Raw genomic sequence first — 20033 nt, 5'->3', positions numbered from 1 at the left:
TCGGAGCCGGAGGCGGGTTCGGACGCGGCGGGGATGCGGACCCGGGCGGTGCGCGACGGGGATTTCTGGGTGCTGAACGGGGTGAAGCGCTGGATCACCAACGCGGGGGTGTCGGAGTTCTACACGGTGATGGCCGTGACGGATCCGGAGAAGCGCTCGAAGGGGATCTCGGCGTTCGTGGTGGAGAAGGGCGACGAGGGGGTGTCGTTCGGTGCGCCGGAGAAGAAGCTGGGGATCAAGGGTTCGCCGACGCGTGAGGTGTACTTCGACAATGTGCGGATTCCCGCGGACCGGATGATCGGTGCGGAGGGGACGGGTTTCGCGACGGCGATGAGGACGCTGGACCACACGCGGGTGACGATCGCGGCGCAGGCGGTGGGGATCGCGCAGGGGGCGCTGGACTACGCGAACGGGTACGTGCGGGAGCGCCGGCAGTTCGGGAAGGCGATCGCGGAGTTCCAGGGGGTCCAGTTCATGCTGGCGGACATGGCGATGAAGCTGGAGGCGGCGCGGCAGCTGACGTACGCGGCGGCGGCGAAGTCGCAGCGCGGGGACGCGGATCTGACGTTCTTCGGTGCGGCGGCGAAGTGTTTCGCGTCGGACGCGGCGATGGAGATCACGACGGACGCGGTGCAGTTGCTGGGCGGGTACGGGTACACCCGGGACTATCCGGTGGAGCGGATGATGCGGGACGCGAAGATCACGCAGATCTACGAGGGCACCAACCAGGTCCAGCGGATCGTGATGGCCCGCAACCTCCCGTAACCCCACCCGACACCCCACCCCGACGTGCACCGACGGCGGGTCGGCCGGCCGCCCGGCCGTCGGTGCCGAGGCATCGTCCCGATGCTAAGTTCCGGTGAATGAGTGAGAAGGAAGAGCAGGACCAGTCCATGAATGACGGGCCCTCGAAGCCGGCGATGCGCGAGGCGCTGGTGGCCGCGGCCTTCGAGCTCTTCCTGGAGCGCGGCTTCGAACAGACGACCGTCGACGACATCGTCTCGCTGGCCGGCGTCGGCCGGCGCTCCTTCTTCCGCTACTTCCCGGCCAAGGAGGACGTGGTCTTCCCCGACCACGAGCGCAGCCTCGCCGAGATGACGGAGTTCCTGGATTCCGGCACCGGTGAGGAGGACCCGGTCAGGCACGCCTGCGACGCCGCCCGCCTGGTCCTGCGGATGTACGCCGAGCAGCCCTCCTTCTCCGTCCAGCGCTACCGCCTGACCCGCAAGGTGCCCGGCCTGCGCGCGTACGAGCTGTCCGTGGTCTGGCGCTACGAGCACACCCTGGCCGCCTATCTGCGCGGCCGCTTCGCCGACCGCCCCGACGGCCCGCTGCGTGCGGACGTGATCGCCGCGGCCGTCGTCTCCGCGCACAACCACGCCCTGCGCACCTGGTTGCGCTCGGGCGGGGAGAGCGACTGGGTGGCCGAGGTGGACGCGGCGATGGCCTTCGTCACCGGCACCTGGGGCGAGCGCCAGGGCGAGTCCGCCGAGGGCGAGTCCGACGACGTCGTGGTCCTGGTCGCCAGCCGCCGCGCGCCGCTGTGGCGGATGGTGCAGGGCATCGAGAGCGCGCTGGGCGCCGACGCCCGCCAGGTCTGACCCTCACCCGCACGGCGCAGCCGCGTCCGCCGTGGCCCCGGCCGACGGCCCGTGCGCCGTGCGGGGCGTCCGGCTCCGGGCGAGACTCGGTCCCGGGACGGCCCTCCCCGACGGCGGGCGGCCCGGGAGCGCGAGGGAGCGGAGATGCCGACGACGTCCCAGCAGCGGAGCAGCGGCCCGACCCTGCGCGAGGTGCTGCTGCACGAGGGCTACGTCCGCCTGTTGCTGGTCTCGGGGCTGGTCGGCGTCCCGGTCTCGCTGGCGGCCTTCGGCTTCGTCAGCCTGGAGCACGAGCTCCAGCAGTGGGTCAGGGAGAGCCTGCCGGAGACGCTCGGCTACCACCAGGCCCCCTGGTGGTGGCCGCTGCCCGCGCTGCTGCTGGCCGGCCTGCTGCTCGCCCCGATCGTGACCCGGCTGCCCGGGCACGGCGGTCACATCCCGGTCGACGGCTTCGGCGGCCCGCCCACGATGCCCGTCGCCGTCCCCGGGGTGGTGCTGGCCGCGCTCGCCTGTCTGCCGGTCGGCGTGCTGCTCGCCCTCGTGCTCTTCAAGGGGCTGGGCTGGTCGATCGCCCTCGGCGGCCTGCGCGGCGGCCCGATCTTCCCGGCGCTCCTGCTCGGTACGGCCCTCGGCACGGCCTGTGCGCCGCTGCCCGGCTTCGGTGCCGGGCCCGCCCTGGCGGTCGGCCTCGCGGCCTCGGGTGCCGCCGTCACCGGCCTGCCCGTCACCAGCACCGTCCTGGCCGCCGCGCTGCTCGGCGGCCAGGCTGCCGACGCGATGCCGCTGCTGATCGTGTCCACGGTGGCGGCCTTGATCACCGCGGAGTGGTTGCGCGGCCGGCGGAAGCGGGACGCCGCTCCGGCCGGCCGCGCGGAGGCGCCCGAGGTCAGCTGACGTCCGGGCCCGGGCCGTCCGCGACCGCGCCGAGGTACTGCTCGATCTGCTGCTGGTTCTCCACCAACCGCAGGCACAGGTGCCGCAGTTGGGCCATCTCCTCGGGGCTGAAGCCGCGGAACACGGCGGCCATCGCGCGCTCGGTGGGCACCCGGAACTCCTCCAGCCAGGCCAGACCTTCGGGCGTCGCGGTGACCAGCACAGCCCGCCGGTCGTTCGGGTCGGGGGAGCGGCGGGCCAGCCCCTCCCGCTCCAGGGTGTCCACCAGGCCGGTCGCGTTGCGCGGGCTCACCCCGCCGGCCCGGGCCAACTCGCCCACGGTCAGCCCCGCTTCACCCGCTTCACCCGCGGCCCCGAGCCGCACCAGCACATCCAGCGCCCCCGCGCTCAACCCCCGTCCCTGCGATCCGTGCGCCCGCAGCTTCTCCACCGCGTGGAACGCCGATCGTGCGGCGGCCGCGGCCTCCAGTGCCAGGGTGTCCCCGCCCTTGGTGAACGCGCCCATGGCCGTCCGCACCCTGCTGTCGTAGAGCCGGCCCTCGGCATCCCGCCCCAGCGGACCGGCCGACGACTCCATTGATTTATTTACCTGCTTCATAATGAAGTCATTCTGCACTTCGCGGGAATCCTGTCAAGGGGCGGCGGCCCGCCAACTCGGCCGCAGCGGAAGAGACTTCGGCGGAAGCCGGAGACGTGCTCGGCGGGAGCCCGTGGGCGTCGGGCCGCCGGGGGAGTGTCCTGTGCCGTGGGTCGGGCGGGGCCGTTGGAGTGTCGTGGGCCTGCTCCGGTCGAATGACCCCCACGGCAGTCGTCCGATATGTGTATCCGCTGGTCACTGCGGCGAGTCAGAGGCCGCGTCGGCCGGAGTGGGCGCCGTGTCGGTTGCGGCGGGATGTGGGGCGTGGCTCCCTGGGTCGGGGCGGGCCGATCGGTGCCGCCGCCACCTCAACCGGAAACTCCGTGGAGGAGATTTTCATGCGTGCTCTCAAGCGTGTCCTGGCCGTCGGTTCCCTCGCCGTCCCGCTCGTGATCGGCTGCGCCGGCCTGGCCTCGGCCCACGACGGCCTGGACGCGAGCTGGGGCAAGGGTCAGTTCATCGCCAATCAGAACGGTGCCGGTGTCGCCGGTTCCGAGTCCTCCGCCGGTCCCGGCGGCGTCTCGCACATCGACTTCTGGATCTGGGCGGACGACAACGGCGTCTCCGGCTCCTTCACGGGTTCGAGTGCCACCTGGAACCACGGGTGACAGTGAGTGACATAGGTTGCGAATCCCCCCGGAGTTCCCGCGAACTCCGGGGGGATTCGCCTGTGCCCGAAGCGGTGGTCCCGCCGTTCCGCGGGCTCGGAGGTCCCGGCCAACTGTTCCCGTACGGCGGGCCGTTGTATCGAGCCGTTCGCATGATGACTCCGTCGAGGGGCGGCTACGCAGGGGTGGTCCGCGACAGGGGCCCGGTGGCGACGGAGGGTGGCGCGGAGTGACGCAGAGTGCTCCAGCCGACTGATCCTGTCAGATAGGCATACGAACGGTATTTCCGCTGGTGGGGGCGGCGATTCTGACGGGACGTGAGGCCGGACGGGTCGCGGTGCCGGTTGCGGCGGGATCCGGGGCGTGGCTCTCTGAATCGCGGCGGGGCTGAACGGCACCGCCACTCAACCCAGAAACTCCGTGGAGGAGATTTTCATGCGTGCTCTCAAGCGAGTCGTGGCTGTCGGCGCCCTCACCGTTCCGCTCATGCTCGGCTGCGCCGGCCTGGCCTCGGCTCACGGCGACATCGACGCGAACTACGGCAAGGGCTTCTTCACTGCCAACGAGGACGCCGCCGCCCTCGCGGCGGTCGAGTCCCACGTCGGCCACGACGGTGTCTCGCACGCCAGCTTCTGGATCATTGCGGAAGACGAGGGCGTCACCGGCTCCTTCACGGGTGCGGGTGCCACCTTCAACGACGAGGACGTCGCCCCCGCCGCCGCCCCGGCGGCCGAGGCTGCCGCTCCCGCGGCCGAGGCTCCCGCGGCCGCCCCGGCGGCCGAGGTTGCTCCTGCCGCTGTCCCGGCGGCCGAGGTTGCGCCCGCGGCCGTCCCGGCGACCGAGGTTGCTCCTGCCGCTGTCCCGGCGGCCGAGGTTGCGCCCGCGGCCGTCCCGGCGACCGAGGTTGCTCCTGCCGCTGTCCCGGCGGCGGAGGTTGCGCCCGCGGCCGTCCCGGCGACCGAGGTTGCTCCTGCCGCTGTCCCGGCGGCCGAGGTTGCGCCCGCGGCTGCCGCTCCGGCGGCCGCGGCTCCGGCGGCCGCCGCCCCCGCCGCTGCCGCGCCCGCGGCCGAGGCGCCCGCCGCTGCCGCCCCCGCCGCCAGCCAGGGCTGACCGAATCCCGCCGATTTGGGCGTGACCCCGACACCGTCCCGTCGGGCCAGGCCCATCCGGATGCCCGGCCGGTACCCACCGGCCGGGCATCCGGCGTCCGGGCGTCCGACCGGTCGCGCCACGGCGGAGAACCGTGGCCGAAAAGCAGAAAGGCCCCAGATCAACTGGGGCCTTTCTTCGGTGTCCGAGGGGGGACTTGAACCCCCACGCCCGATAAAGGGCACTAGCACCTCAAGCTAGCGCGTCTGCCATTCCGCCACCCGGACCAGGTGTCGTCCTCGCGGCTTCCGATCTCTCGTCCGTCGCGCTGACAGATGTAACTGTAGCAAAGATCGGCTTGGGGTCCCAAAACGATTCCCGGTCGGCCGGTACGACCGGTGGCGGTGGCAAGGGGTGGCGTGTGGCGGGGGCGTGACCAGGGGGTTTCGGGAGTGCGCGGGGGGTGGATCGGGATCCGGGGCTGGGGGAGGATGGGCGGACGTGCTCGTACGGCCCGGGTGCAGGTCCTGGGGGTGGCGCGCTGGTGCGTCGGTGCGGGCCCAAGACGAGGAGTGACCGTGAGCGAGCGGAGCGAGTCGGCGGCACCGAAGGTGACGGCTGAGTCCGAGGTCGCCGAGATCTGTCGCGATCTGATCCGGATCGACACCAGCAACTACGGAGACGGCTCCGGCCCGGGGGAGCGGAAGGCGGCCGAGTACGTGGCCGAGCAGCTCGCCGAGTTCGGGCTCGAACCGAAGATCTTCGAGTCCGCCAAGGGCCGGGCCTCGACGGTGGTCCGGATCGAGGGCGAGGACCGCTCCCGTCCGGGCCTGCTGATCCACGGCCACACCGACGTGGTGCCGGCCAACGCCGCGGACTGGACCCACGACCCGTTCGGCGGCGAGATCGCGGACGGCTGCGTCTGGGGGCGCGGCGCGGTCGACATGAAGGACATGGACGCGATGACCCTGGCGGTCGTCCGCGACCGGCTGCGCACCGGGCGCAAGCCCCCGCGCGACATCGTGCTGGCCTTCCTCGCCGACGAGGAGGCCGGCGGCACCTACGGGGCGCGCTTCCTGGTGGACAAGCACCCGGGGCTGTTCGAGGGCGTGACCGAGGCGATCGGCGAGGTCGGCGGCTTCTCCTTCACGGTCAACGACCAGGTCCGCCTCTACCTGGTGGAGACGGCCGAGAAGGGCATGCACTGGATGCGCCTGACGGTCGAGGGCCGGGCCGGCCACGGCTCGATGGAGAACGACGACAACGCGATCACCGAGCTGTGCGAGGCGGTCGCCCGGCTCGGCCGGCACCAGTTCCCGCTGCGGATCACCAAGACCGTCCGGGCCTTCCTGGACGAGCTGTCGGACGCGCTCGGGGTCGAGCTGGACCCGGAGAACATGGACGAGACGCTGCGCGTGCTCGGCGGCATCGCCAAGATGATCGGCACCACGCTGCGCAACACCGCCCAGCCGACCATGCTCGGCGCCGGCTACAAGGTGAACGTGATCCCCGGTCAGGCCACCGCGCACGTGGACGGGCGCTTCCTGCCCGGCTACGAGGAGGAGTTCCTGGCCGAGCTGGACAGCGTGCTCGGCCCGCGCGTGAAGCGCGAGAGCCTGCACTCGGACAAGGCGATCGAGACCGGCTTCGACGGCGCCCTGGTGGAGGCGATGCAGACCGCGCTGCGCGCCGAGGACCCGATCGCCCGCGCGGTGCCGTACTGCCTGTCGGGCGGGACGGACGCCAAGTCGTTCCAGGACCTCGGCATCCGCTGCTTCGGCTTCGCGCCGCTCCAGCTGCCGCCGGAGCTGGACTTCGCCGGGATGTTCCACGGTGTGGACGAGCGGGTGCCGGTGGACGGCCTGAAGTTCGGTGCCCGGGTGCTGGACCGGTTCATCGACGCCTGCTGAAGCCCCTGATCAGACGACTGGGTCGGCCCGTTCCCGGAATGCCGGGGGCGGGCCGAGCGCATTGTCGGAGCTGATGATTGTGAGACGGGGAAAGGAAGATCGACAGAAGCGATTCTGCCGGAAATCTTAAGCTGATCATGTGTGCGAGACCTCACCGTTGCGGGTGAATGGGAGACCCGTTCCGTACCCCGTTTGCCGCAGCGTCGTTCATCCCTGTGCAGCCCGCCGAACGGGTTGCGTTGTCCATACAGGAGGAATGATGAAGGTCAAGAAGATCGCCGCTGTCGCCGCCGCCACCGGTGGTCTGGTGCTCGCCGCCGCCGGTGTCGCGTCCGCTCACGCCGGTGCCGAGGGCGTGGCCGCCGGCTCCCCGGGTGTCCTCTCGGGCAACCAGATCCAGGTTCCGGTGCACGTCCCGGTCAACCTCTGCGGCAACACCATCAGCGTCATCGGCGTGCTGAACCCGGCGTTCGGCAACCACTGCGCCAACGTCTGAGTCGACCTCCGGGCCGTCGAGGCCTGTTGAGCCGATTCGCAACCGGCCCCCGGGCGGCGGACGCGCCGCGCCGGGGGCGTTCGCGTTCCCGTCGGTCCGGTGCGGGCCGGACCCGCTCCGGGGTCCGGCGGCCGCCGGATACACGAGGTCCGACACGATCGCTCGATCGGGTGAAGCCGATTCGTTCGGCTCAACCTCCCCGTTCGCCTCTCGTTAACTCGTGTGCAGCCGAAGCCCTTGCGTGATTTACGGATATACGGAAATTCCGACTTTTTTGAAGGTTCATGTCAAGGTCGACACGTCGTCTCGAAATGTCAGGGGAAAAAATGAGGAATGTAGCCAAGAAGGGGATCCTCACGGCGGTGGCCACGGGCAGCGTGCTGGCCTCGGCCGCCGGCTACGCCTATGCGGGAGGAGCCGAGGCGCAGGGGGGTGCCGTCGGTTCGTCCGGCGTCGTCTCGGGCAACTCGGTCCAGGTGCCGATCCAGGTGCCGATCAATGCCTGCGGCAATACGGTCGACGTGATCGGCTTGCTGAACCCGTCCTACGGCAACCACTGCGCCAACGTCAACGGCGGCGGGGGTCACCCGGCGGCCAAGCCCGTCCAGCACGGCCTGCCCGGCGGCTCGGGCGCCACCGGCGGCGGTCACTCCGACGGCAGCCGTCCCGCCGACGGCGTGGGCGGCGTCGACGGTTCCGGTACCGGCGCCGGCCAGGGTGCCAAGGTCCCGGGTTCCGCGGTCCCGGGTGCCACCGTGCCCGGCGCCTCGGTCCCGGGTGCCACAGTGCCGGGCGCGAGCGCCTCGGGCGTCGCCGCCAACTCGCCGGGCGTGCTCTCCGGCAACAGCGTCCAGGCGCCGGTGGACGTCCCGGTCAACGCCTGCGGCAACTCGGTCAACGTGGTCGGCGTCGGCAACCCGGCCTTCGGCAACGACTGCGTGAACGTGGCCAAGGTCGCTCCGAAGCCCACCCCGAAGCCGGTCGAGGGCTGCGTGGAGGCCTGCCCGACCCCGCCGAAGACCTCCTCCGAGGAGGTGACGAACGTCGCGCGCAACAGCGTGCCGCCCGTCGCGGCCGAGCAGGCCGTCGTGGCGCCCGCCAAGGCCGTCAAGGCCGCCACGGTCGCCCCGACCGCCCAGCTGGCCTCCACCGGCGCCGGCGGCGTCGAGCTGCTCGGTGCCGCCGGCCTCGCGCTGATGCTCGGCGGTGGCGTGCTCTACCGCCGGGCCCGGGCCGGAGTCCGCTGATCCGGTCGACCGGGGACGGGGGCGCGCGCTGAACCGGACGTGCGCGCACCCGTAGCGGGAACGACCCACCCGCGGCCGCCGGGCGAACGGGCGGCCGCGGGCGCGGGCGCGCGGAGGCTCGACGCGAGGCCCGCCCGGGGCGCCGGTGCCCCGCCCGTCACCAGCTCCGGACCTGCCGGATGATCCGCCGCTTCAGCCGGACCGTCCGGCTGCCGTCGGGGAACAGCTTGAGTCGGTCGAGCTCCCAGTGCCCGTACTCGGCGTGCTCGGTGAGCAGTTGGCGCGCCGCGTTGCGCGTGGTGCCGCGCGGCATGCGCAGGGACTGGTACTCGTACTCCGGCTGCCGGACCGGCTTCCGTGGGGTCAAAACGCTCCTCCTGGGGATCACCTTCGGGCAAGCCTACGGCCTGCCCCGGACGGTCGGCCCGGGTATTTCCGGCCGTCCCTCCCGCGCGGAGGCGGCGGCCGGAAGAGGCGTGACCCGGGCCGTCGGCTGACAGCGCATCAGTCCTGTTGCCACTGGGGAAGGGATACCCCGATCCCGGCGCGCGAAGCCGCACCCGGACGGCCCCGTCGAGTCCGGCGCGCGCCCTCCGCGCCCGTTTCGCGCCGGTGCCGCGTGGGGACGAAGTGGCACGGATCGGACATCAGGGGGGAAGTTGCGGTGAAAACGCGGGTGGAGGTGACAACCGCTGTGCGTACCGACACCGCGGGGAGATAGCGTCTGCACCATGTCTGATGCCGCGCAGCCCACCATTGCCGAGGTACGCGCCGCCGCTGAGGCGGTCAAGGCCGCCATCGATCGTCATCTGGAAGCGGTGTCAAGCCCCAACGCAGCCGATGATCCCGCCGTTACCGCCGCCTACGAGCAGCTCGCCACGGCGGCCATCGCCTACGACCAGCTCCTGTACGAGGCCTACGACGAGGTGACGCCCTTCGAGATCCCCGGGGACGAGGGCCCCGGCGGGTACCACGGCCCCGAACAGCCCGAGGCGATCAGTGTGTTGATCCGCCGCGACTACCACGTCGTCGACCCCGAGCGACTGCGTGCCCAGGCCGAGCGGCTGGACGAGTCGCTGACCCCGGGCGGAGCCGGAGCGGGCGGGGTGAACGCCGCGATCGGAGTGCTGTTCGGCGAGTACGAGCCCGACGAGATCGCCGCCCGCAGCGAGGAGTTCGGCCTGGAGGAGGCCGACTCGACGCTCTGGGTCGCGGCCACCGAGCCGACCGAGCCGGGCGAGTGGCTGCCCGAACCCTTCGAGCACGCCGACCCGCAGCTGCTGATCTGCCGGTTCGACGTGAGCGAGGTCTACGACGACGAGGATCCGGACGACTGACGCCGTCCAGGACGGCCGACGGGCGGGCCCGGGATCACCGGGGCCCGCCCGTCGTGCGTTCCGTCCGGCGGCCCGCCGCGGCCCGCCGCGGCGGGCCGCCGGACGCCGCTCAGTACTCGGAGGCGGCGGCGTTCTCGGCGAGGACCGCCCGCAGCCGGGTGGTGCGCGGCTGCGCCGGGCGCTCGGCGACGGCGTGGGCCAGCGCCGGGCCCGCCGCGTGCACCACGGACAGGTGCCGCTCGCCGCGGCCGAAGGCGGTGTAGACCCACTGCCGGGTGAGCGCCGGGGCGGCGTCCTCCGGGAGCACCACGACCGCGCCGGGCCAGCGCCGGCCGAGCGCCTGGTGGACGGTCAGCGCCCAGCCGTGCCGCAGCCGGGCGGCCTCGGCCGGCGGGACGGTCCGGTGCGAGCCGTCCGCGTACTCCAGGTGCAGACCGGCGGCGTCGCCGTCCAGCACCCGGGCCGGGCGGGTGATGCCCGGTGCCGGGGAGTCGACCACCCGGTCGCCCGGGTCGAAGCCGCCGAAGCGGCCGGGGCCGGGGTTGAGCCGGGCCTTGGCGGCGGCGTTCAGCGCGCGGGTGCCGGCCGGGCCGCCGTGGCCCGGGGTGAGCAGCACCACCTGCTCGACCGGGATGCCCAGCGCGCGCGGAATGGAGTCGGTGAGCAGCTGGACGGCGCGGTGGACGGCCTCGCCGGCGTCCTTCGCGGTCAGGATGACCACCTCCTTGTCCGGCGCCTCGACCGGCTGGAGCTCGCCGATGCCGATGCCGGAGACCAGCTCGCCGATCGGGCCGAAGTCCGGGGTGCGGGAGGAGACCGCCGGGCAGGCCTTGGCGGCCAGCAGGTCGGCGAAGAACCGGCCGGGGCCGGCCGACCAGAGCTGGCCCGGGTCGCCGCTGAGCACCAGCCGGGTGCCGTCGGCCAGCGACTCCAGGACGGTGGCGGCCAGTTCGACGTCCAGCAGCGGGGCGTCCAGCACGACCAGCAGGTCCAGGGCGAGCGTGCCGTCCGGGGCGCGGCCGGGGCCGGCGGCGCCGGAGAGCAGCTCGGCGAGGGTGACCACGGGGGCCTCGGCGCCGGCTCCCGCCCGGGCGAGCGCGGCGAAGGAGTCCCGGCCCTGGTCGGTCCAGGTGGCCGCCCAGGCCCGCAGCCCGAGGCCCCGGGCGGCGGCGACCAGTACGGCCGGCTCGGCGCGGGCCGCCTCGCCGCCGGTGTGCAGCACCAGGGCGTGCTCGGCGACGGCCTTGATCAGGGCGGTCGAGGAGGAGGACGGCGCCGCCTCGGCGGCGGCCGCCCAGGCGGCCGGGCCGGGGGCGACGGGGGGCTGTTCGGCGGTGGCCTCGGGGGCCTCGGTGGCCTCCGCCGCTGCCTCCGGGGCGGTGGCCGCCTGCTCGGATTCGTCGGCGTCCTCGGACCCGTCGGAAGCCTCGGCCGCGTCCTCGGTCTCCTCGGCGTCCTCGCCCGGCACGAAGGTGGCCATCAGCTGGAGCAGCTTCTCGGCGAGGCTGTCCTCGGCCATCGCCAGCCCCGCCAGGGCGAGCAGCGTCCGGGTCGGCGCCTCGTCCTCCTCGTCGCCCCCCGCCGCGTGAGCCTCGGGGCCGGTCAGCTCCTCCTGGAAGGACAGCACCCGCCCGTCCTCGACGGCGGCCTGGATCGCGGTGGCCGGCTCGGGCATCCGGAGCCGGTCGAGCCCGACCGCCACCTCGGCGAGTTCCTGGGCCGAGTGCCCGCGCAGCGCCGCCTGCTCCAGCAGCCACGGCACCAGTGCGCGGGCGCGGCGCTCGTCGCCCGGGCCGGCTCCGGGGCCGAGCAGCTCCCGGGCGAAGCCGTCCGCGTGCTCGGGCCGGACGCCGGGCAGGCCCAGCACCGCCCACGGGTCCTCGCGCAGTCGTGCGGGTGCCTCCTCGCCGAGCGCGGTTACGGCGGCGGCCGCCAGTTCGGCCGGGGCGCCGCCGGCGGTCAGCACCTCGACGGTGGCGCGGAGCACCTCGCCGCGCTGCCGGTCGGACACCACGGGGGCGGGGGCGGCCGGAGCGGGAGCCGGGGCCGGAACGGGGGCGGCCCGGACGGGGGCGGTCGGGGCAGGGGTCGGAGCGGCCGGCTCCGACTCCTCGGGCTCCGACCCTCCGGGCTCCGGGGCCTCCGCCGTCGGGGCTTCCGTCATCGAGGCCTCCGCGCGGGCGGCACCCGCCCGTGCGGCACGATCCGCGGCGTCCTCCGGCTGCATGCCGCGGATCCGCTGGGCCAGCTCCGCGAACTTCGCGGCCTTCGCCTCCGGGGTCAGCTTGGCCCCGGCGGTCACCTCCGGAGCGCCGTTCCCCGTGTCAGTCATCGTCGTCCGCTCCAAAGGTCACTCCACTGCAGGTTCTGCTCGACAACCCGGGCCGGGGGTCACAGCTCGGTCCACCCCTGGTCCGGGTAGTGGTGCACCGGCGACGAGATGTCGTCGAGCGCACCACGGATCTCATCCGGAAGCGTAAGCGCCTCCACCGACAGTGCCGCCTGCAGCTGGGCCACCGTCCGGGCCCCGACCAGGGCGCTCGCCACCCCGGGCCGGTCCCGGACCCAGGCCAGCGCGACCGCCAGCGGGCTGCTGGCGAGCCCGTCGGCGGCGGTGGCGAGGGCGTCCACGATCCGCCGGGAGCGCTCCCCGAGGTACGGCTGGACGAACCCGGTCAGGTACGGCGAGGCGCCGCGCGAGTCCTGCGGGACGCCGTGCCGGTACTTGCCGGTGAGCACCCCGCGCCCGAGCGGCGAGCCGGCCAGCACCCCGACCCCGGCGTCCAGCGCGGCGGGCAGCGCCTCCCGCTCGATGCCGCGCTGCAGCAGCGAGTACTCCAGCTGCGCCCCGGCCAGCGGTGCCCGCCCGTGGTGGGCGTGCTGCCAGGTGGCGGTCTTGGCGAGCTGCCAGCCGCTGAAGTCGCAGACCCCGACGTAGCGGGCGCGCCCGGAGGAGACGGCGATGTCGAGGGCGCTGAGCGTCTCCTCGACCGGGGTCGCGGGGTCGAAGGAGTGCACCTGCCACAGGTCGACGTGGTCGGTGCCGAGCCGGCGCAGCGAGGCGTCCAGGGCGGCGAGCAGGTGGCCGCGCGAGCCGTCGAAGCGGCGGGCGGACTCCGGGACGCTGCCGGCCTTGGTGGCGATGACGAGCTCGGACCGGGGGATCAGGCTGTCGGTGAGCCGGGAGATCAGGTACTCGGCGCCGCCGTCCGCGTACACGTCGGCGGTGTCGATCAGGTTGCCGCCGGCGTCGACGAACTCCTTGAGCTGCTCCGCCGCCTCGTGCTCGTCGGTGTCGCGGCCCCAGGTCATGGTGCCGAGGCCGAGCCGGGAGACCTGCAGGCCGGTGCGGCCGAGGTGACGCTTTTCCATCGGACGGGCCCTTCACTGGCCGGTGGCCCCGGGAGGCCCGGCAGCCCTGTGAACGCGCAGGTGGGGAGAGCGCTCCCCACGTCGGCTGAGCGTAGCGGCCGGTGCGCGGGCAGAGGTGCCGACCCGCAGAACGATCAACAGCACCGGTGTGACCCAACCCACTCCTACCCGTCAGTAGCATGTTCGGCGCGGGCACGGCTACCCTCGCTGGCAACCCCAACCCACTGGAAGGTGCGGCAGATGCGACTCGGGATCAACCTCGGCTACTGGGGGCTCGGCATGGACGCCGACAACATCGCCGTCGCCCAGGAGGCGGACCGGCTCGGCTACTCGGTCTGCTGGGCGGCGGAGGCGTACGGCTCGGACGCCGCGACGGTGCTCAGCTTCGTCGCCGCGAAGACCGAGCGGATCGACGTCGGCTCGGCCATCTTCCAGATCCCGGCCCGCACCCCGGCCATGACCGCGATGACCGCCGCGACCCTGGACACCCTGTCCGGCGGCCGGTTCCGGCTCGGCCTCGGCGTCTCCGGCCCGCAGGTGTCCGAGGGCTGGTACGGCGTGAAGTTCGACAAGCCGCTCGCCCGCACCCGCGAGTACGTGGAGATCATCCGCAAGGCGATGTCCCGCGAGCGCCTGGTGCACGAGGGCGCGCACTGGACGCTGCCGCTGCCCGGCGGCCCCGGCAAGCCGATCAAGCTCACCGTGCACCCGGTGCGCGAGCACATCCCGCTGTACATCGCCGCGATCGGCCCGAAGAACCTGGAGCTGACCGGTGAGATCGCCGACGGCTGGCTCGGCATCTTCTTCTCGCCCGAGCACGCCGCGCTCTCCGTCGACCCGCTGACGGCCGGCCGCGCCAAGTCCGGGAGGACGCTGGAGGGCTTCGACCTCTGCCCGACCGTGAACCTCGCGGTCGGCGAGGACATCAAGGCCGGCGTGGACGGCCTGCGCTCGTACGCCGCGCTCTACATCGGCGGCATGGGCAGCAAGGAGAAGAACTTCTACAACCAGCTCGCCCGGCGGATGGGCTACGAGCAGGCCGCCGACGAGGTCCAGGAGAAGTACCTCGCCAGGGACTACGCGGGTGCCGCGGCCGCCGTCCCGCACGACCTGATCGACGCCACCTCGCTGATCGGCGACACCGCCCGGATCGCCGACCGGATGCAGGCCTACGCCGAGGCGGGCGTCACCACGCTCACCCTGGCCCCGTCCGGATTCACCCTGGACGAGCGGATCCTGGCGCTGCGCACCGGCGTCGAGGCGCTGGAGCGCGCCGGACTGGCCTGACGGGACAGCACGGACGGGACGGACAGCACGGACGGGACGGACGGGACGGGCCCGACGAACCGGACGGCCGGTGGGGAAGCGGCACTACAGCCAGTCGTGCCGCTTGAACACCCGGTGCAGCACCAGGCAGACCACCACCATCAGCACCAGCACCGCCGGGTACCCCCAGACCTGGTGCAGTTCGGGCATGTGGTCGAAGTTCATCCCGTAGATGCCCGCGATCATCGTCGGTACGGCGGCCAGCGCCGCCCAGGCCGAGATCTTCCGCATGTCGTTGTTCTGCTGGACGCTGACCTGCGCCAGGTTGGCGTTCAGGATGTCGGACAGCAGCCGGTCCATGCCGTCCACCTGGTCGTTCACCCGGGCCACGTGGTCGGCGACGTCCCGCAGGTAGGGCGCGGTCTCGGGGCGGACGAAGCGGGCGCCGCGCTCCAGGGCCAGCATCGGTTCCAGCAGCGGTCCGGTGGCCCTGCGCACGGACATCACCTGGCGCTTGTAGCCGTAGATCCGGCCGGCGGTGTCGCGGCCGACCCGGCCGGGGGAGAAGATGTCCGCCTCCAGCTCGTCCAGGTCGGTCTGGAGCGCGGTGGCCACCTCCATGTAGCCGTCCACGACGGTGTCGCAGACCGAGTGCAGCACCGAGCTGGGCCCGTAGCGCAGTTGCTCGGGATCCTGCTCCAGGGCGGCCCGCAGGCCGCTGAGCGGGCTGTCCTCGCCGTGCCGGACGGTCATCACGAAGTCCGGGCCGAGGAAGACCATCACCTCGCCGACCGTCACGACGTGACCGCCGGGGTGGTAGCCGAGGGTCTTCAGGGTGACGAACAGCGAGCCCTGGTAGGCCTCCACCTTGGGGCGCTGGTGGGCGCTGACGGCGTCCTCGACGGCCAGCGGGTGCAGCGCGAACTCCTTGCCGACGTGGTCGAGTTCCTCGACGGTGGGCTCGAACAGGCCTATCCAGACGAAGCCGTCCGGACCGGCCGCGCGGGCGGCGGCGAGCGCACCGGCCAGGTCCGCGGGGGACTCGATCCGGTGGCCGTCGTGGTAGGCGGCGCAGTGGACGATCATGCGGGCCATTGTCACCCGAGCGGGGCCGTTCGGCACGGACCCGGGTGCTGCCCCGTCCCCCGGCCTCCCGCGGCCGGGGTGCGACCGGGCGGAAGAACCGGGGCCCACGGCCGGGCCCGAAGGCCGTAGGCTGACCCCATGCCCACCCTGCTGCTCGTCCGTCACGGCCGCTCCACCGCGAACACCGCCGGAATCCTGGCCGGTTGGACCCCCGGCGTGGACCTCGACGACACCGGGCGCGCGCAGGCCGCCGCGCTGGCCGGCCGGCTGGCGGGCATCCCGCTGGTGCGGGCGGTCAGCAGCCCGCTGGAGCGCTGCCGGCAGACGCTGGAGCCGCTGCTGGCGGTCCGGCCCGAGCTGGGCCCGCCGACCGAGGACGAGCGGCTGGGGGAGTGCCACTACGGCGACTGGACCGGCCGCCCGCTGGCGGAGCTGGCCAAGGAGCCGCTCTGGCGCACCGTGCAGGACCACGCCGCCGGGGCCGCCTTCCCCGGCGGGGAGTCGCTGCGCGAGCTGAGCCACCGCACGGTGGACGCGGTGCGCGAGTGGAACCGGAGGATCGCCGCCGAGCACGGCGAGGACGCGGTCTGGATCGCCTGCTCGCACGGGGACGTGATCAAGGCCGTGGTGGCCGACGCGCTCGGGCTGCACCTGGACCACTTCCAGCGGATCAGCGTCGAGCCCTGTTCGGTCACCGCGATCCGCTACACCCCGCAGCGGCCCTTCGTCCTGAGGATGGGCGACACCGGCGACCTCGCCTCGCTCGCGCCCAGGCCCCACCCGGCCGCGGCCACCCCGACCGGTGACGCGGTGGTCGGCGGCGCCGTCTGAGGCACGCCGCCGACGGGCCGTCCGGGGAGGCGCCGTCCGGGGCGACACCGCTGGTTCCCCGGGTGCCACCCCGCCCGCGGCCGTCGGCTCGGCTCCCCGGCCGGAGCCCGAAGGTCGTAGGGTGACTTACGAGTCCATCCGGCCGCGATCCGCCCCCGGCGGTACCGCGCCGACCGACACGATCCGGAGCGAGAGCGTGCCCCGTCAGGTCTACTTCTACGACCAGCCCGAACGGTTCGTGGCCGGCACCGTCGGCCAGCCCGGCGCCCGGGCGTTCTACCTTCAGGCCAGTGCCCGGGGCCGGATCACCAGCGTGCTGCTGGAGAAGACCCAGGTCGCGGCGCTCGCCGAGCGCATCGAGGAGGTCCTGGACGAGGCGCTGCGGCGCAGTGGCGGAGACGCCGCCATCCCGGCCGCCGCCCCGAAGGACCTGCTCGACACCGCCCCGCTGGACCTCCCGCTGGAGCAGGAGTTCCGGGTCGGCACCATGGCGCTGGCCTGGGACAGCGTGGACAGCTGCCTGGTGGTCGAGGCCCAGGCGCTGGTCGAGGACGAGGAGGAGGAGGACGCCGCCGAGGCGGTCTTCACCGACGACGAGACCGGCCCGGACATGCTCCGGGTGCGGCTGTCCGGCGCGATGGCCCGGGTCTTCGCCAAGCGCGCGCTGGACCTGGTCGCGGCGGGCCGCAAGCCCTGCCCGTTCTGCAACCTGCCGCTCGACCCGGAGGGCCACCTGTGCCCGCGCGCGAACGGCTACCGGCGCTGAACACCGACACCCCGCCGCAGGCCGACCCGGCCGCCGCCGCGGCGCTGGCCGCCGACGTGCCCACCGCCCTCGCGCTGCTGCGCCAGGGCGGGCTGACCGTGCACGGCCGCCTCACCGAAGCCTCCAACGCCGCGCTGTACTGCACGGTCGCGCACGGCTCGCTGAGCGCGCAGGCCGTCTACAAGCCGGTGGCCGGCGAGCGCCCGCTGTGGGACTTCCCGGACGGCACGCTGGCCGGCCGCGAGGTCGCCGCGTACGAGCTGTCCGCCGCGACCGGCTGGGCGCTGATCCCGCCCACCGTGCTGCGCGAGGGCCCGCACGGGCCCGGCATGGTGCAGCTGTGGGTCGAGCCGGACCCGGGGGCCGAGCCGCTGCTCGCGCTCCAGGACCCGCGCGGCCCGGAGCAGGGCTGGCTGCCGATCGTCCGGGCCGAGGTCGAGGGCGGGCGGACGGCCCTGCTGGTGCACCACGACGACCGGCGGCTGCGCCGGCTCGCCGTCCTGGACGCGGTGCTCAACAACGCCGACCGCAAGGGCGGGCACCTGATTCCGGCCGCCGACGGCCGGGTGTACGGCATCGACCACGGTGTCACCTTCAACACCGAGGACAAGCTGCGCACCCTGCTCTGGGGCTGGGCCGGGGACCCGCTGCCCACCGAGGCGCTGGAGGTGCTGGCCCGGCTGGCCGAGCAGTTGGACGGCGAGCTCGCCGAGCGGCTCGCCCCGCACCTGACGGCGGCCGAGCTGGACGCGACCCGGGCCCGGGTGGCCGGACTCCGGGGCTCCGGCCGGCACCCGCTGCCGCCCGAGGACTGGCCGGCGATTCCCTGGCCGCCGGTGTAGCCGGGGGCGCGGCCCGGGTGCAGCCGGGGGGCGCCGACCGGTCCTTGCCGCCGGCCGCGCGAGCGCCGGTGGCCCGGACCGGTCCGTGAAAACGGCGGCAGATGGTCTGGACCTGTGCCCGGAACGGGTCGCACACTGCTCCGATGGATGTGCGACGGACCACCCCCACCCCCCGGACCGCGCCGGACCTGCCGTTGCACCGGTTGCAGGTCCCGCTGCCCCAGCTGCTCCCCTTCGCCATCGGCAGTTTCGACGCGATCGGCCCGCTCTCGCGGGCCGGCTTCCCCCACCGGCACTCGTTCTACGAGATCGTCCACGTCACCGGCGGCCACGGCGCCCACGTCCTGGACCTCGTCCACCGGCCGCTGGCGCCACCGCAGTTGTGCGTGATCACCCCCGGCCAGGTGCACTACTGGGCGGACGCCGAGGAGCTGACCGGCCAGGTCGTCCTGTTCAACGAGGACTTCCTGCTCGGCCACCCCCAGGACCTCGCCGCCCTGCGGGCCCTGGCCGCCCGCCCGGCCCTCGCGCTCGGTGAACAGGCCGGGGCGATCGCCGCGCTGCTCGCCGACATGGAGCACGAGTACCGGACCAGGGCGCCGGGCTACCAGGGTGTGCTGCGGGCCAGCCTGCACATCCTGATCGTCCGGGCGCTGCGCGCCTGTGCCCCGGCCGACCGTCCGGTGGTGCCCAGCCGTCCGGCCGAAGTGGCCGCCGCCTTCACCCGGTTGATCGCCCGGCCGGGCGGGGTGCGGCACTCGGTGGCCTCCACCGCGCAGGAACTCGGTGTCTCCCCGGGGCACTTGCAGACCCTGGTGAAGCAGGCCACCGGCCGGACCCCGGGCGGCCTGATCCGCCGGCAGCAGACCCTGGAGGCCAAACGGCTTCTCGCCTGCACGGATTTGACGATCCGTCAGGTCTCGAAGGAGGCGGGCTTCGTCGACCCGGCGTACTTCTGCCGGTTCTTCCGAAGGGAGACCGGGATGACCCCGGGGGAGTTCCGGGCCAGGGTCGACGGAAATCACCACGATCCCCGGATCATGTCCATCGCGGTCACGCCGGACGGCCCGTAACTTTGCTGCTGGCCACCGGTGGCCGGCCCGGCGCGCACGGACGGGCGACCGGTTCGGCCCTTGTCATGCCCCCACCATGGCAAGGGCCGCCCCCACCCCCCGCCTCACGAGAAGGAGACGGCGCATGCCCACGCCCGACGGCATGATCAGCCGCAAGACCGTACTGAAGGCCGCCGCCGCGCTAGGGGCTGCTCCGCTGCTGGTCGGCGGCGGAGTCGCACTGGCCCGGGACCGGATCGACAGCGGCGAACCGATCGGTTTCACCCCCGAGTGCCACGACGGGGACGCCCCCACCGTCGAGCAGATCGAGGGTCCGTACTTCAAGCCCAACTCCCCGCTGCGCAGCTCGATGGTCAACGACGGCCCCGGCACCCGCCTGGTGGTCAGCGGCTACGTCTTCGGCCGCGCCTGCCGGCCCATCTCCGGTGTACTGCTGGACTTCTGGCAGGCCGACAACGGCGGCAACTACGACAACGTCACCTACACCTTCCGCGGCCACCAGTTCACCGACGCCAACGGGGCCTACAAGCTGGACACCATCGTGCCCGGCCTCTACCCGGGCCGCACCCGGCACCTGCACGTCAAGCTGCAGGCCCCCGGCCGCTCGATCATCACCACCCAGCTGTACTTCCCGGGCGAGCCGCGCAACAGCACGGACAGCATCTACGATCCCCGGCTGCTGATGAACGTCCGCCAGAACGGCCAGACCCGCGAGGCCAGTTTCGACTTCGTGCTGGACGTTCCGCAGACTCCCGGCACGCCGAGCCCGTCGCCCACCGTCACCCCGACCGGGGGGCCCAGTACGCCGCCGAGCGGCACCTGGGCCGCGGGCACCGCGTACAAGGCGGGCGACCGCGTCACCTACTCCGGCGTCTCCTACACCTGCCTCCAGGCGCACACCGCCATGGCCGGCTGGGAGCCGCCGAACGTGCCGGCCCTCTGGCAGCGGTCGTAGCGGCTCCGACCGCGTCCCCCGGG

At 73.5% G+C, this 20033-nt stretch carries 20 protein-coding genes and 1 tRNA gene; 15 read left to right on the top strand and 6 right to left on the bottom strand.

Annotated features, from left to right (window positions below):
* From ACGFSC_RS09170 to ACGFSC_RS09160, 3 genes are all read left to right on the top strand, one after another.
* Positions 1-765: acyl-CoA dehydrogenase family protein (locus ACGFSC_RS09170; RefSeq protein ID WP_392862790.1), on the top strand; the 765-nt coding region annotated here is incomplete at its 5' end.
* Between the two features lie 98 nt (positions 766-863).
* Positions 864-1601, top strand: a complete 738-nt coding sequence (locus tag ACGFSC_RS09165; protein ID WP_359901257.1) for a TetR family transcriptional regulator — start codon at positions 864-866, stop codon at positions 1599-1601.
* Positions 1602-1745: 144 nt separating this feature from the next.
* Positions 1746-2495, top strand: coding sequence for a hypothetical protein (locus tag ACGFSC_RS09160; protein WP_359901255.1), 750 nt, complete (start codon positions 1746-1748; stop codon positions 2493-2495).
* On the opposite strand, the gene ACGFSC_RS09155 is transcribed toward ACGFSC_RS09160, so the two are convergent.
* A complete protein-coding gene (locus ACGFSC_RS09155; protein WP_359901253.1) occupies positions 2488-3072 on the bottom strand; it encodes a MarR family transcriptional regulator in 585 nt (194 codons plus the stop codon). The two genes, ACGFSC_RS09160 and ACGFSC_RS09155, sit on opposite strands and share 8 nt — an antisense overlap.
* 398 nt (positions 3073-3470) lie before the next feature.
* Between ACGFSC_RS09155 and ACGFSC_RS09150 the strand changes: the two genes are divergently transcribed.
* Together ACGFSC_RS09150 and ACGFSC_RS09145 are read left to right on the top strand one after the other, a co-directional pair.
* On the top strand, positions 3471-3740 hold the full coding sequence (locus ACGFSC_RS09150; protein WP_359901250.1) for a hypothetical protein: 270 nt from the start codon (positions 3471-3473) through the stop codon (positions 3738-3740).
* Positions 3741-4175: 435 nt separating this feature from the next.
* Positions 4176-4850 carry a hypothetical protein gene (locus ACGFSC_RS09145; protein WP_359901248.1) on the top strand — a complete coding sequence of 225 codons (675 nt, stop codon included), beginning with the start codon at positions 4176-4178 and terminating at the stop codon, positions 4848-4850.
* A gap of 181 nt (positions 4851-5031) precedes the next feature.
* On the opposite strand, the gene ACGFSC_RS09140 is transcribed toward ACGFSC_RS09145, so the two are convergent.
* Positions 5032-5116 (bottom strand) — tRNA-Leu (locus ACGFSC_RS09140).
* Between the two features lie 291 nt (positions 5117-5407).
* Between ACGFSC_RS09140 and ACGFSC_RS09135 the strand changes: the two genes are divergently transcribed.
* The 3 genes from ACGFSC_RS09135 to ACGFSC_RS09125 all read left to right on the top strand — a co-directional run bounded on the left by ACGFSC_RS09135 (position 5408) and on the right by ACGFSC_RS09125 (position 8482).
* Complete coding sequence (locus tag ACGFSC_RS09135) at positions 5408-6739, top strand: M20/M25/M40 family metallo-hydrolase (RefSeq protein WP_359901245.1); 1332 nt, start codon at positions 5408-5410, stop codon at positions 6737-6739.
* 256 nt (positions 6740-6995) lie between these two features.
* A complete protein-coding gene (locus ACGFSC_RS09130) occupies positions 6996-7235 on the top strand; it encodes a chaplin (RefSeq protein WP_359901243.1) in 240 nt (79 codons plus the stop codon).
* Between the two features lie 326 nt (positions 7236-7561).
* Positions 7562-8482: a chaplin gene (locus ACGFSC_RS09125; protein ID WP_359901240.1), complete on the top strand. Its 921-nt coding sequence runs from the start codon at positions 7562-7564 to the stop codon at positions 8480-8482.
* A gap of 157 nt (positions 8483-8639) precedes the next feature.
* Here the strand turns inward: ACGFSC_RS09125 and ACGFSC_RS09120 are convergent, their stop codons facing one another.
* Complete coding sequence (locus ACGFSC_RS09120) at positions 8640-8849, bottom strand: DUF5703 family protein (RefSeq protein WP_359901238.1); 210 nt, start codon at positions 8847-8849, stop codon at positions 8640-8642.
* Positions 8850-9213: 364 nt separating this feature from the next.
* Here ACGFSC_RS09120 and ACGFSC_RS09115 point away from each other — a divergent pair, with 364 nt between their 5' ends.
* Complete coding sequence (locus ACGFSC_RS09115) at positions 9214-9819, top strand: hypothetical protein (RefSeq protein ID WP_049660402.1); 606 nt, start codon at positions 9214-9216, stop codon at positions 9817-9819.
* A gap of 109 nt (positions 9820-9928) precedes the next feature.
* Here ACGFSC_RS09115 and ACGFSC_RS09110 read toward each other — a convergent pair whose 3' ends face one another.
* Together ACGFSC_RS09110 and ACGFSC_RS09105 are read right to left on the bottom strand one after the other, a co-directional pair.
* Positions 9929-12151, bottom strand: coding sequence for a helix-hairpin-helix domain-containing protein (locus tag ACGFSC_RS09110; protein WP_359901235.1), 2223 nt, complete (start codon positions 12149-12151; stop codon positions 9929-9931).
* A gap of 59 nt (positions 12152-12210) precedes the next feature.
* Positions 12211-13191: an aldo/keto reductase gene (locus tag ACGFSC_RS09105; protein WP_359901232.1), complete on the bottom strand. Its 981-nt coding sequence runs from the start codon at positions 13189-13191 to the stop codon at positions 12211-12213.
* 240 nt (positions 13192-13431) lie between these two features.
* Between ACGFSC_RS09105 and ACGFSC_RS09100 the strand changes: the two genes are divergently transcribed.
* A complete protein-coding gene (locus ACGFSC_RS09100; RefSeq protein WP_359901229.1) occupies positions 13432-14478 on the top strand; it encodes an LLM class F420-dependent oxidoreductase in 1047 nt (348 codons plus the stop codon).
* 84 nt (positions 14479-14562) lie between these two features.
* Here ACGFSC_RS09100 and ACGFSC_RS09095 read toward each other — a convergent pair whose 3' ends face one another.
* A complete protein-coding gene (locus tag ACGFSC_RS09095) occupies positions 14563-15543 on the bottom strand; it encodes a magnesium and cobalt transport protein CorA (RefSeq protein WP_359901226.1) in 981 nt (326 codons plus the stop codon).
* 138 nt (positions 15544-15681) lie between these two features.
* Between ACGFSC_RS09095 and ACGFSC_RS09090 the strand changes: the two genes are divergently transcribed.
* The 5 genes from ACGFSC_RS09090 to ACGFSC_RS09070 all read left to right on the top strand — a co-directional run bounded on the left by ACGFSC_RS09090 (position 15682) and on the right by ACGFSC_RS09070 (position 20010).
* Positions 15682-16374, top strand: coding sequence for an MSMEG_4193 family putative phosphomutase (locus ACGFSC_RS09090; RefSeq protein ID WP_359901223.1), 693 nt, complete (start codon positions 15682-15684; stop codon positions 16372-16374).
* A gap of 196 nt (positions 16375-16570) precedes the next feature.
* On the top strand, positions 16571-17140 hold the full coding sequence (locus ACGFSC_RS09085) for a DUF3090 domain-containing protein (protein ID WP_359901221.1): 570 nt from the start codon (positions 16571-16573) through the stop codon (positions 17138-17140).
* Between the two features lie 44 nt (positions 17141-17184).
* Positions 17185-17982, top strand: coding sequence for an SCO1664 family protein (locus ACGFSC_RS09080; RefSeq protein WP_359901268.1), 798 nt, complete (start codon positions 17185-17187; stop codon positions 17980-17982).
* 143 nt (positions 17983-18125) lie between these two features.
* On the top strand, positions 18126-19055 hold the full coding sequence (locus ACGFSC_RS09075) for an AraC family transcriptional regulator (RefSeq protein WP_359901218.1): 930 nt from the start codon (positions 18126-18128) through the stop codon (positions 19053-19055).
* A 124-nt stretch (positions 19056-19179) separates the two neighbouring features.
* Positions 19180-20010 carry a carbohydrate-binding protein gene (locus ACGFSC_RS09070; protein ID WP_359901216.1) on the top strand — a complete coding sequence of 277 codons (831 nt, stop codon included), beginning with the start codon at positions 19180-19182 and terminating at the stop codon, positions 20008-20010.
* Positions 20011-20033: the final 23 nt, after the last annotated feature.

Origin of the sequence: Kitasatospora sp. NPDC048715 (assembly GCF_043198905.1) — a bacterium.
Classification (GTDB): Bacteria; Actinomycetota; Actinomycetes; order Streptomycetales; family Streptomycetaceae; genus Kitasatospora; species Kitasatospora lactacystinica.
This window is presented reverse-complemented; position numbering and strand designations above follow the sequence as displayed.